An 11,892-nucleotide genomic window follows, 5' to 3' on the forward strand; every position below is an offset into this window, starting at 1 on the left:
GAGATAGCTATGGACGATGGCGCGCTGCCTGCCGTCACATCTGCTCAAGCCTGTTTCACCGCGCGTACGAATGCTTCGATCCTGGCCGCGTCCTTGATGCCCTTGGCCTGCTCGACACCGCCGCTGACATCGACCGCGTACGGGCGCACCTGGGCGATCGCCTGCCCGACGTTGTCCGCCGACAGACCACCGGCCAGAATGATCGGCTTGCCCAGGCCGGCAGGCACCAGTGACCAGTCGAACGCTTCGCCCGTGCCTCCAGGGATACCCGGCACGAAGGTGTCCAACAGGATGCCGGATGCGTCGGCATATTGCCGGCACGCAAGCTTCAGGTCGTCACCCGGACGTACCCGCAAGGCCTTGATCCACGGCCGGTGATGGCCTGCGCAATCGTGCGGGGTTTCATCACCATGGAACTGCAAGAGGTCCAGTGGCACCGCTTCGAGTATTTCACTCAGCTCGCAACGCGTGGCATTGACGAACAACCCGACCGTGGTCACGAAGGGCGGCAGCTCGGCAATGATGGCGCGTGCCTGCTGTACGGTCACGGCACGCGGGCTCTTGGCATAGAAGACCAGCCCGATGGCATCGGCGCCAGCCTCGGCAGCCGCCAGTGCGTCTTCGATGCGGGTGATCCCGCAGATTTTACTGCGAACGATGCTCATGGACAGCAACCTGTTTGCGTGGTCAAAGGCGGAATCTTAGCAAATGGCGCTTCGTGCGTCAGTCAGCCAATGCGTCGTAGCCCGTCAGAAAGTGCGGGCCAATGTAACGCTCGGGCAGCGCAAAGGCCTCCGGGTACTCCACCTGGACCAGATAAAGCCCATAGGGGTGGGCCGTGACGCCACCTTCGCGGCGGTCCCGCCCCTCGAGCACCTGACGCGCCCACTCCACCGGCCGTTCGCCCGCGCCGATAGCCATCAGCACGCCGGCGATGTTGCGTACCATGTGATGCAGGAACGCGGTAGCCCGGATATCCAGCACGATCATCTGCCCGTGACGGGTAACCCGCAGGTGATAGATGTGCTTGATCGGCGACTTGGCCTGGCATTGGCTAGCGCGGAACGCGCTGAAATCATGGGTGCCAAGCAGGCTCGAAGCGGCCTGCGCCATGCGCTCGATGTCCAGCGGACGATGATTCCAGGTCACCTCCTCGGCCAGGTGAGCAGGCCGAATCGGATCGTTGTAGATCACGTAGCGATAGCGCCTGGCACAGGCCTTGAAGCGCGCATGGAAATCGGCTGGCATGGGCTTGGACCATACGACGCTGATGTCATGGGGCAGGTTGAAATTAGTGCCCATGGTCCAGGCGCGTTCGTCACGCACCGCATGGGTGTCGAAATGCACGACCTGCCCACAGCCATGTACGCCTGCATCGGTACGGCCGGCGCAGACGACTGAAATGGGCTCGTTGGCCACTTTGGAAAGTGCCTGTTCCAAGGCTTGCTGAACACTGGGCACGCCGCTGGCCTGGCGTTGCCAGCCGCGGTAGCGGGCGCCCTTGTATTCCACACCCAAGGCGATACGCGTGCAGCCTTCGGCAGCGGATTCGGCCGAGGCGGTGTCGATGATGTCCAAGAATCTACAACCTGTTGGTGTACGAAATGCCGGGGATTATAACGACAATGGCAGCCGTACAGGGCTGCCATCGGGTTCACGGGTTACGACCAAAGGGCTCCACGCGAAGGCCTAGACCAGACGCGAAAGCATATCCTCTGCTTCTTCGCGCTGACGTTCATCGCCATCCTTGACCACTTCGTCGAGGATGTCGCGGGCGCCTTGGTGATCGCCCATGTCGATGTAGGCGCGGGCCAGATCGAGCTTGGTGGCCACCTCGTCGGCGCCCGAAAAGAAGTCGAAATCCAGGTCGTCGATCGGTTCGAGCTCAGGTTGCGCGGCGGCATCCTCTTCAGTGAAGTGCGGCTCCAGGGAGGGCGACTCCAGACTTTGCGAGAGTTTGTCCAGCTCGGCGTTGACGTCATCGAGTTCGGAGGCGAACTGTTGCGCGCCTGGCGAATCGTCCTGCAGGGAGAGGTCAAAATCGGCCGGCAGGTCGAAATCGGTGGCCGGATCAAAGGCCGGTACCGGATCGATTGCACTGGGCGCTGCGTCATCCCGACCACCCGTCCCCTCGGGTTCACCGATGTCCAGGTCGAAATCGGACAGATCCTGGGCTGGCGTGGCTTCAGCGCTGGCTTGCGCCAGCAAGGTTTCGAAGTCTGCATCGGCCGGGTCTTGCATTTGGGCCTCTGAAGCGAGCGCATCAGTGGTCGGGCTGGCAGCCGATGTCGCGGGCTCGGGAGAAGGCTCGTCCAGGCTCAAGTCGAAATCGTCATCCAGCGCCGGATCATCCAGCTGCGCAGTATCGAGCGTCGGAATATCCCCGAAGGCGTCCGAATCGGCAGCGGCCTGAGCCTGCGGCTCCGCTGCCACTGCAGGTGATGAAACCGGCTGATCATCGAGCAGCCCTTGCACATACTGCTCGTCCAGCTTGGCAGCCAAGGCAGCAGCGCCCACACCGGCCGCCGCCAAGGCCAGCATCGCCGGGTAACGCTCGCGAAGGCCGGCCACTTCTGCGGTGTTCACCGCCGTCGCCGGCAACTGGCGCTCCTGCTCGGCGAAGGCGCTTTGATCACCTTGGCGAGCGTAGACCTCCATCAATTTCAAGCGCAGGTCATCGCGCCTGGGCGCGCTGGCAACTGCAGGCTCCAGCAGCTCCGTGGCACGGTTCAGGCGACCCTCGGCAATGCACACCTCGGCCTGCGCCAACAAGGGCCCATAAGGGTCTGCCGCGGGCTCACGCACAGGTTGTGCAACGGGTTTTTCAGAGGCCGCTGCCGCTGCCGCCGAGGCGGCGACCGCCGCTGGCGAGAGCGTAACGGTCGGGGACACGACTTCGACGCCATCCAGGCTGTCATCCTCTGGATCGAAACCCTCGATCTGCTCCTCTTCCAGAGCGCGCGCCATGCGCAAATGCTTCTCGGCTTCCTGTTGGGCCCTGCGCTTACGCGCCAGCAGCCAGAGCAGCAGCGCCAGGACCAGGACGGTAGAACCGGCGATCAGCCATAGCAACCAGCGGCTTGCCAGTACGTCGTCGAGGCTGCTGTCCGCCTGGGTGTCTGCGGCAGCGGGTTGGGCGTCTGGCGCAGCCGAGGGCGCTGGCGCGATCACGGGTTGATCGGGAACGGCCGGCTGGCTCGCCGTCGGGACCGGGTCGGTCACAGGCACAGCCGCCTGCGCAGGCGCCAGGGCCTGTTGACCGGGTTCGCCAGGGACCGCTGCTGCTGGCGCAGGGGTAGCCGCACCTTGAGCTTCCAGCCGGGCCAATTGATCGTTCTTGAGCTCGATCAGGCGCTGCAGCTTGTCCAGCTGGCTCTGCAGGTCGGACATGCGGCTTTTGAGTTCTTCGTTGTCACGGCGGCTGGTGTCCAGGCTTTCCTGGGCCACTGCCAGCTTGTCGTTCAGCGCCTTGGCCTGACCGGTACCCGGCTGGTTGCCGGGGCTAACCAGGCGCAGGTTGTCGCCTTGGGCGATGGCAGCGGGTGCGGCGTCTGCTGCACCACGGCGGGTGGCGTCGAGCTGGCGGGCACGTGGCCCCAGGCGTCTACCCTCGCGCCAGGCCGCGTACTGCTCGGCGACCTCGCGATTGGCTTCACCTTGGGCGATGCTCTGGATCTGTTGCTGATCGGGCAGGCGCAATACCTGGCCTACCTTGAGCTGGTTGATGTTATTGCCGATGAACGCATCCGGGTTCAGCGCCTGGATCGCGATCATGGTTTGCTGGATCGACCCGCCCTGGGCGTTGCGCGCCGCGATCTGCCACAGGGTATCGCGGCGCTGGGTCGTATAGCTGCCAGGGCCGGTGGTCGCAGCGGCGACAGTGCCCGTTGCGGCCTGCGGGCCCTGGGCCTTGGCCTGATCCAACAGGACGCTGTAGTCACGCAACAGGCGGCCCTGAGGCCACATCACCTGTACCAGGAACTTGACCACCGGCCCCGGCATGGGCTGGCTGGAGGTCACGCGAAGCACGCTTCGGCCATTGGGGTTGATCACAGGCGTAAAGCGCAAGTCCTGCAAGGCGCTGGAGAAGTTCACGCCTGCCTTGGCGAACTCTTCAGGCGGGGCCAGGCTTGGTGCCAGCTGCGCCGCGGTCAGGTCACGCACATCGAGCAGTTCGATTTCGGCCTCCAGTGGCTGGTTCTGCGCCGACTTCAGGGTCAGCTCTCCCAAGCCCAGAGCGTTGGCCATGCCCGAGGACAGCGCCGAGGCTGCTGCCATGGCCAGAACCAGTTTGCGGATTCGAAGCATGAACTCTTCCCTTGTATGGATCGTCCCGAAACGTGCAGGCAGAGCAGGACAAAAGTGCCTGCCAGTATCTTTTACAGACCGTGTTTAATCAACAATTGTGCCACCTGCACAGCGTTGAGCGCCGCGCCCTTGCGCACATTGTCGGTGGTCAACCAGAGGTTGAGCTGCCGGGTTTGATCAACGCCATGGCGTACACGTCCAACATAGACCACGTCCTGCCCCACTGCGTCGCCAACCGGTGTTGGATAGTCGTCCGGATCTACCCGTTCGATGCCTGCCGCCACGTCCAAGGCCTGGTTGACGGCCGACAAATCCACGGCGTGGCGGCACTGCACCGCCACATTGAAGCTATCGCCGAAAAACACCGGGACTTGAATGCAGCTTGCTGAAATACTCAGTTCAGGCTGGCCCAGCAGCTCGCGCAGCTCCTGCACCATCCGCCGCTCTACGGCGGTATGACCCTGTTCGTCGACCTTGCCGACCTGGGCCAGCACGTTGAAGGCGACCTGGCGGTCGAAGAAACGCGGTTCCAACGGACGGGCATTGAGCAACTCGGCCGTTTGCCGCGCAAGCTCGTTGACTGCCTCACGGCCTTGAGCCGATACCGCCAAAGACGCCACCACCTGAACATGCTCGATGTCCAGCAAATGCTTGATCGGGGCCAGGGTGGCGGCGACGGCCACGGCTCCTGAACAGGGGCTTGTGATCAGCGCGGGCCGCTTGAGCCCCGCCACTTGCTCGGCGTTGGCTTCTGGAACGACAACCAGGGCGTTGTCCAGGGCACCGGACAGGTCGATGACGGTGCAGCCCGCTTGCACAGCTCGGGCGGCGAAGCTGCGGCTGACCGCGGCACCGGCTGCAAAGAACGCCAGCTTGACCTGCGCGAAATCGAACCCCTCGACTTCACGTACCTTGAGCTTCTTCCCGGCGAACATCACGCTGCTGCCCGCCGATTCGATGCTGGCGAGCAGATGCAGGGTGGCGACCGGGAAATCCAGCTCTTCGAGAATCTGGACCAACGCCTCACCGACGCTGCCGGTGGCACCGACGACGGCGATATCGAATGAAGGTTTCATATTGCAGGCTGCCTCTGGCGAAACGGGAGCGGCACTTTACCCGCATTACACAAGCGAGGCCAACGCCGACCCGTCGCAGGTAGTCGCCACCTGCCTGTGCGCAGCCTCGTATCCCCTGCCACCTTCACCGCACGCCTCAAAATAAAAAACCCGCGCTGGGAGCAGCGCGGGTTCGGGTACAGATGGGGCCGTATCAACGTTCCAGCAGGATCCGCAGCATACGACGCAGTGGTTCGGCAGCGCCCCACAGCAGTTGGTCACCTACCGTGAACGCCCCCAGGTACTGGGAACCCATGTTCAGCTTGCGCAGACGACCAACCGGAATGTTCAACGTGCCGGTCACCTTGGTGGGGGTCAGTTCCTGCATGCTGATTTCGCGCTGGTTGGGTACCAGCTTTACCCAAGGATTATGCTGGCTGATCATGCCTTCGATGTCGGCGATCGGCACGTCCTTGTTCAGCTTGATGGTCAGCGCCTGGCTGTGGCAACGCATGGCACCGATGCGCACGCAGATGCCATCCACCGGAATCGGGTTCTTGAAGCGACCCAGAATCTTGTTGGTTTCGGCCTGCGCCTTCCATTCTTCGCGGCTCTGGCCGTTGGGCAACTCCTTGTCGATCCAGGGGATCAGGCTGCCGGCCAATGGGACGCCGAAGTTTTCAGCCGGGTAGGCATCGCTGCGCATGGCTTCGGCCACTTTACGGTCGATGTCGAGGATGGCGCTGGCCGGGTTGGCCAGGTCCTCGGCGACCGCCGCATGGGTGGCACCCATCTGCTTGATCAGCTCGCGCATGTTCTGCGCCCCTGCACCGGACGCTGCCTGGTAGGTCATGGCGCTCATCCAGTCCACCAGACCGGCCTCGAACAACCCGCCAAGGCCCATCAGCATCAGGCTGACCGTGCAATTGCCGCCGATGAAGTTGCGAGTACCGGCATCAAGCTGGTGGTCGATGACCTTGCGGTTGACCGGGTCGAGCACGATGACCGCATCATCCTGCATCCGCAGGGACGAGGCCGCATCGATCCAGTAGCCCTGCCAGCCTGCTTCGCGCAGCTTGGGGAACACTTCATTGGTGTAGTCGCCGCCCTGGCAAGTCAGGATCACGTCGAGGGTCTTGAGCTCTTCGATGGAATACGCGTCCTTGAGCGGCGCGGTATCCTTGCCCACGTTCGGGCCCTGGCCACCAATATTGGAGGTGGTGAAGAACACGGGCTCGATAAGGTCGAAATCCTGCTCCTCCAGCATTCGCTGCATGAGCACGGAACCAACCATGCCGCGCCAACCGATCAGACCTACACGTTTCATCGCAACTACACCTTTGCTAAAAGTGGGCCGCCATCGGGATTGGGGATGGCGGGCCAGAGAGATTACAGATTCCGCAGCGCTGCGACTACTGCGTCGCCCATTTCCTGCGTGCCGACCTTGCGGCAGCCCTCGGAGAAAATGTCGCCAGTGCGCAAGCCCTGGTCGAGCACCAGGCTGACAGCCTGCTCGATGGCCTCGGCAGCAGCCGACTGGTCGAAGCTGTAACGCAGCATCATCGACACGGACAGGATGGTGGCCAACGGGTTGGCGATGCTTGCTCCGGCGATGTCCGGCGCCGAGCCGTGGCAGGGCTCGTACATGCCCTTGTTGTTGGCATCCAGCGACGCCGATGGCAGCATGCCGATGGAACCGGTCAGCATGGAAGCTTCATCCGACAGGATGTCGCCGAACATGTTGTCGGTCACCATGACGTCGAACTGCTTCGGTGCGCGCACCAGCTGCATCGCCGCGTTGTCGACGTACATGTGGCTCAGTTCCACATCCGGGTAATCCTGTGCCACGCTCTCGACCACTTCCCGCCACAGCTGACTGGAAGCCAGAACGTTGGCCTTGTCCACCGAGCACAGCTTCTTGCCACGCACCCGGGCCATGTCGAAACCGACGCGGGCGATGCGCCGCACTTCGCTTTCGCTGTAGGGCAAGGTGTCATAGGCCTGGCGCTCGCCACCTTCAAGCTCGCGCTGACCACGTGGGGCACCGAAGTAGATGCCGCCGGTCAGCTCGCGAACGATGAGGATGTCCAGGCCAGAGACGATTTCCGGTTTGAGCGAGGACGCATCGGCCAGCTGCGGATAGAGAATGGCCGGGCGCAGGTTGGCAAACAGCCCCAGTTGCGAGCGGATCTTCAGCAGGCCGCGCTCAGGACGAATGTCACGCTCGATCTTGTCCCACTTGGGACCGCCTACGGCGCCGAGCAGCACGGCATCGGCCTGGCGTGCACGCTCCAGGGTTTCATCGGCCAGCGGCACCCCGTGCTTGTCGATGGCTGCGCCACCGATCACGTCATGGGTCAGGCTGAGGTCGAGCTGGTACTTGTCATTGGCCAACTCCAGCACCTTGACGGCTTCGGCCATGATTTCAGGACCGATGCCATCACCCGGAAGAATCAAAATCTGCTTGCTCATGCTTTCCTCTATGCATTCACGCAGCGCGGCGAATCGGGCCGCGCCGAAAAAGGCTTAACGTTCTGCCCACAGCACCAGCACATCCGTGCTGAACGAGCCATCGGCCTCGATCTGGTAATACTGCCGTACTTCTTCGCCCATGGCTTGCTGCAGTTCGCGGATGGCCAGGCGCATCGGCTCAGGGGTGCGCATGCGCTCGACCCAACTGCCGAATTCCAGGCGCAGTGACTGCCGGGCATGACTGCGAACACGCAGGCCAGCCTCGCTGACCTGGCGCTGCCACTGGGCAGCAGAGTAATTGCGAACATGACTGGTGTCGCGCAGCACTTCTACCGCTTGCAGGTACGTGTCCAGCAGCGGGCTACCAGGCGACATGACGTCGATGAATGCCGCCACGCCGCCCGGCTTGAGCACGCGGCGCACCTCGCGCAGCGCCAGGCCCAGGTCGCTCCAGTGATGGGCTGAGTAGCGGCTGAACACATAGTCGAACGACGCATCGGCAAATGGCAGCGATTCTGCCGCGCCACGCTCGGTCATGATATTGGTCAGCGCGCGATCGGCGGCAGCGTTGGCGACGACGTCCAGCATGGACTGGGAAAGGTCGTACGCGACCACCTGCGCCACCAGCGGCGCAACCTGGAAGCTGACGTGACCTGCCCCGCAGCCCAGGTCCAGCACGCGTGCATCGCCCTGCCCCTGCAACTCGGCCTGCAACAGCGCGAACTCGCTGCCTTGAGCATGCACGGCGCTGCTGAGGTAGGCACCCGCCTGATCGCCAAATTGGCGCTGAACCACATCGGTATGCTGTGTACGAGTCATTGGGATGTCCTGGTGATGGAGGAGTTGCCGATACGGGATCGACCATGGCGGCAGTGGTACAGGCTGTCGCCAGAGAGCGTGGGCGATCCGGCTTGCAACGACCTGCTGGCAAGCAGGCCGGTGAGCGCGTTCGCTTCAGTCAGGCGTCACGGAACAGCCAGGGTTGCGCAGCACGGTGCTTGCCCTCGAACGCCTTGATCGCATCGCTGTCCTGCAGGGTCAGGCCAATGTCGTCCAGGCCATTGAGCAGGCAATGCTTGCGGAATGCGTCGATCTCGAAGTGCAGCACCTTGCCGTCCGGACGTGTCACCGCCTGGGCCTGCAGGTCGATGGTCAGCTGGTAACCTGGCGCGGCTTCTACCTGCTTGAACAGCTCATCGACTTCTTCATCGCTGAGGATGATCGGCAGCAAGCCGTTCTTGAAGCTGTTGTTGAAGAAGATATCGGCAAAGCTTGGCGCGATGATGCTCCGAAAGCCGTACTCGTCCAGGGCCCAGGGGGCATGCTCACGGCTGGACCCGCAACCGAAGTTCTCGCGCGCCAACAACACGCTGGCGCCTTGATAGCGCGGATGATTGAGCACGAATTCTTCGTTTACCGGGCGCTTGCTGTTGTCCTGATAGGGCTGGCCTACGTCCAGGTAACGCCACTCGTCGAACAGGTTGGGGCCAAAGCCTGTGCGCTTGATCGACTTCAAGAACTGCTTGGGGATGATCTGGTCGGTATCGACGTTGGCACGGTCCAACGGCGCAACCAGGCCTATGTGCTGAGTGAAAGCTTTCATGCTGCGCTCCCTTGGATCAACTCGCGGACATCGATGAAGTGGCCGGTGACGGCGGCCGCGGCGGCCATGGCCGGGCTCACCAGGTGCGTGCGGCCACCTGCGCCCTGACGACCTTCGAAGTTACGGTTGGAGGTGGATGCACAGTGCTCGCCGCTTTCCAGCCGATCCGGGTTCATGGCCAGGCACATCGAGCAGCCTGGCTCGCGCCATTCGAAGCCGGCTTCGACGAATATCTTGTCCAGGCCTTCACGCTCGGCCTGAGCCTTTACCAGGCCCGAGCCGGGAACGACGATGGCTTGCTTGACGCTGCTCGCCACCTTGCGGCCCTTGGCGATCTGCGCTGCCGCGCGCAGGTCTTCGATGCGCGAATTGGTGCACGAGCCGATGAACACGCGATCCAGGTGGATATCGGTGATCGCCTGGTTGGCCTTCAGGCCCATGTACTTCAGGGCGCGCTCAATGGAGCCACGCTTGACCAGGTCGGCTTCGGCAGCCGGGTCCGGCACCCGCTGGTCGACGGCAAGCACCATTTCTGGCGAGGTACCCCAGCTGACCTGCGGCTTGATCTGCGTGGCATCGAGTTCGACCACGGTATCGAAAACGGCATCCTCATCGGACACCAGGTCTTTCCACGCCTGGACAGCACGCGTCCACTGCTCGCCCTTGGGCGAGTAAGGGCGGCCTTCGACATAAGCGATGGTGGTGGCGTCGGTGGCCACCAAGCCAACACGGGCACCGGCTTCGATGGACATGTTGCAGATGGTCATGCGGCCTTCCATCGACAGCTCGCGAATGGCACTGCCCGCAAACTCCATCGCGTGACCGTTGCCACCGGCAGTGCCGATCTTGCCGATCACCGCCAGGACGATGTCCTTGGCCGTGACACCCGGCGGCAGCTGGCCTTCGACGCGCACCAGCATGTTCTTCATCTTCTTGGCCACCAGGCACTGGGTAGCCAGTACGTGTTCGACCTCGGAGGTGCCGATGCCGTGGGCCAGCGCACCGAAGGCGCCGTGGGTGGAGGTGTGTGAGTCGCCGCAGACCACGGTCATGCCTGGCAAGGTAGCGCCTTGTTCGGGGCTGATGACGTGGACGATGCCCTGGCGCTCGTCGTTCATCTTGAATTCGACGATGCCGTATTCATCACAGTTCTCGTCGAGGGTCTGCACCTGTAGGCGCGACACCTGGTCGACAATGGCTTCGATCCCGCCCTTGCGCTCCGGGGTGGTCGGCACGTTGTGGTCGGGCGTGGCGATGTTGGCATCGATACGCCATGGCTTGCGCTTGGCCAGGCGCAGCCCTTCGAAAGCCTGCGGCGAGGTCACTTCATGGATGATGTGACGGTCGATGTAGATCAAGGACGAGCCGTCATCACGGCGCTTGACCTCGTGGGCTTCCCAGAGTTTGTCGTAGAGCGTTTTGCCAGCCATCAGACTGTTCCTCATCAGCGTCTTTCTATGCCAAAGACCCCTTGGCTTGTATGGGCGATGCTAGGGGGTTAGAGTGAATAACTCAAATTCATAATTTTTATCCTTTGGATAACCGAAAGGAATTCTCCCAATGGACTTGGCCAATCTCAGTGCATTTATCGCCATTGCGGAAATCGGCAGCTTTTCCAGTGCAGCCGAGCGTCTGTACCTGACCCAGCCTGCCGTCAGCAAGCGCATTGCTGGCCTGGAGCAGCAGTTGAGCACACGGTTGTTCGACCGCCTGGGCCGCGAGGTGACATTGACCGAAGCCGGGCGTGCACTGCTTCCCAGGGCCTACCAAATTCTCAACGTGCTTGAGGATACCCGACGGGCGCTGACCAATTTGTCAGGGGAAGTGGGGGGGCGGTTGACCCTGGCCACAAGCCACCACATCGGCCTGCACCGCCTTCCCCCATTATTGCGGGCTTTCACCCGCCAATACCCGGCAGTGGCGTTGGATATTCAGTTTCTGGATTCGGAACAGGCCTACGATGAGATTCTGCATGGTCGTGCCGAACTGGCGGTCATTACCCTCGCACCTGAGCCCCACCCCCTGATCAACGCGGTACCGGTATGGCAGGACGCGCTGGATTTCGTAGCCGCCCCCGAGCACCCATTGGCCAACAACGACGCCGTTACCCTTGCCGATGTGTCTTGCCACCCTGCGGTGTTTCCAGGAGGCAATACGTTCACCCACCACATTGTCCAGCGTCTGTTCGAAAGCCAAGGCCTGACACCGAACATCGCCATGAGCACCAACTACCTGGAAACCATCAAGATGATGGTATCGATCGGTCTGGCCTGGAGCGTGCTGCCGCGCACGATGCTTGACGACCAGGTGGCACCCATCGCCTTGCCCGGCATTGGGTTGTCCCGCCAGCTAGGCTACATTCTGCACACCGAGCGGACCCTGTCCAACGCCGCCAAGGCGTTCATGGCCCTGCTCGATGGCCATGCCGCAAGCGTCTGAACAGCCGTCTGCCCG

Annotated in this window: 10 protein-coding genes; 1 reads left to right on the forward strand and 9 read right to left on the reverse strand. The window is 62.6% G+C overall.

Translation table 11 applies throughout. The annotated features are described in order from the left end of the window. Nucleotides 1-44: 44 nt before the first annotated feature. From FH041_RS10585 to leuC, 9 genes are all read right to left on the reverse strand, one after another. A complete protein-coding gene (locus FH041_RS10585; RefSeq protein WP_027916495.1) occupies nt 45-665 on the reverse strand; it encodes a phosphoribosylanthranilate isomerase in 621 nt (206 codons plus the stop codon). A gap of 58 nt (nt 666-723) precedes the next feature. Beyond that, complete coding sequence (gene truA / locus FH041_RS10590; protein WP_027916494.1) at nt 724-1,578, reverse strand: tRNA pseudouridine(38-40) synthase TruA; 855 nt, start codon at nt 1,576-1,578, stop codon at nt 724-726. Between the two features lie 111 nt (nt 1,579-1,689). Further along, nucleotides 1,690-4,308, reverse strand: a complete 2,619-nt coding sequence (locus FH041_RS10595) for a FimV/HubP family polar landmark protein (RefSeq protein WP_027916493.1) — start codon at nt 4,306-4,308, stop codon at nt 1,690-1,692. 71 nt (nt 4,309-4,379) lie between these two features. Beyond that, nucleotides 4,380-5,384 (reverse strand): aspartate-semialdehyde dehydrogenase, encoded by a 1,005-nt coding sequence (locus tag FH041_RS10600; protein WP_049696340.1) that lies wholly within the window; start codon nt 5,382-5,384, stop codon nt 4,380-4,382. Between the two features lie 193 nt (nt 5,385-5,577). Then, nucleotides 5,578-6,690 carry an aspartate-semialdehyde dehydrogenase gene (asd, locus tag FH041_RS10605; RefSeq protein ID WP_027916490.1) on the reverse strand — a complete coding sequence of 371 codons (1,113 nt, stop codon included), beginning with the start codon at nt 6,688-6,690 and terminating at the stop codon, nt 5,578-5,580. A gap of 62 nt (nt 6,691-6,752) precedes the next feature. Further along, entirely contained in the window at nt 6,753-7,835 is a 1,083-nt protein-coding gene (gene leuB, locus FH041_RS10610) for a 3-isopropylmalate dehydrogenase (protein WP_049696341.1), read from the reverse strand. Between the two features lie 54 nt (nt 7,836-7,889). Next, nucleotides 7,890-8,654 (reverse strand): class I SAM-dependent methyltransferase, encoded by a 765-nt coding sequence (locus tag FH041_RS10615; protein ID WP_028688131.1) that lies wholly within the window; start codon nt 8,652-8,654, stop codon nt 7,890-7,892. Between the two features lie 139 nt (nt 8,655-8,793). Beyond that, nucleotides 8,794-9,438, reverse strand: a complete 645-nt coding sequence (leuD, locus tag FH041_RS10620; protein WP_027916487.1) for a 3-isopropylmalate dehydratase small subunit — start codon at nt 9,436-9,438, stop codon at nt 8,794-8,796. Then, complete coding sequence (gene leuC, locus FH041_RS10625) at nt 9,435-10,868, reverse strand: 3-isopropylmalate dehydratase large subunit (protein WP_027916486.1); 1,434 nt, start codon at nt 10,866-10,868, stop codon at nt 9,435-9,437. The genes leuD and leuC overlap by 4 nt, the downstream gene beginning before the upstream one ends. 130 nt (nt 10,869-10,998) lie before the next feature. Between leuC and FH041_RS10630 the strand changes: the two genes are divergently transcribed. Continuing rightward, the gene (locus FH041_RS10630) at nt 10,999-11,877 is read left to right on the forward strand and encodes a LysR family transcriptional regulator (RefSeq protein ID WP_028688130.1); all 879 of its coding nucleotides are present in this window, start codon (nt 10,999-11,001) and stop codon (nt 11,875-11,877) included. The last annotated feature ends 15 nt before the right edge of the window (nt 11,878-11,892 follow it).

Source organism: Pseudomonas sp. SWI7 (assembly GCF_006351945.1).
Classification (GTDB): domain Bacteria; phylum Pseudomonadota; class Gammaproteobacteria; order Pseudomonadales; family Pseudomonadaceae; genus Aquipseudomonas; species Aquipseudomonas fulva.

Bases quoted from the DNA above. Each gene is read 5' to 3' on its own strand.
- asd (WP_027916490.1), bottom strand. From the start codon at position 6,690: ATGAAACGTGTAGGTCTGATCGGTTGGCGCGGCATGGTTGGTTCCGTG.
- FH041_RS10595 (WP_027916493.1), bottom strand. From the start codon at position 4,308: ATGCTTCGAATCCGCAAACTGGTTCTGGCCATGGCAGCAGCCTCGGCG.
- FH041_RS10630 (WP_028688130.1), top strand. From the start codon at position 10,999: ATGGACTTGGCCAATCTCAGTGCATTTATCGCCATTGCGGAAATCGGC.
- leuD (WP_027916487.1), bottom strand. From the start codon at position 9,438: ATGAAAGCTTTCACTCAGCACATAGGCCTGGTTGCGCCGTTGGACCGT.
- FH041_RS10600 (WP_049696340.1), bottom strand. From the start codon at position 5,384: ATGAAACCTTCATTCGATATCGCCGTCGTCGGTGCCACCGGCAGCGTC.
- leuB (WP_049696341.1), bottom strand. From the start codon at position 7,835: ATGAGCAAGCAGATTTTGATTCTTCCGGGTGATGGCATCGGTCCTGAA.
- FH041_RS10615 (WP_028688131.1), bottom strand. From the start codon at position 8,654: ATGACTCGTACACAGCATACCGATGTGGTTCAGCGCCAATTTGGCGAT.
- leuC (WP_027916486.1), bottom strand. From the start codon at position 10,868: ATGGCTGGCAAAACGCTCTACGACAAACTCTGGGAAGCCCACGAGGTC.
- FH041_RS10585 (WP_027916495.1), bottom strand. From the start codon at position 665: ATGAGCATCGTTCGCAGTAAAATCTGCGGGATCACCCGCATCGAAGAC.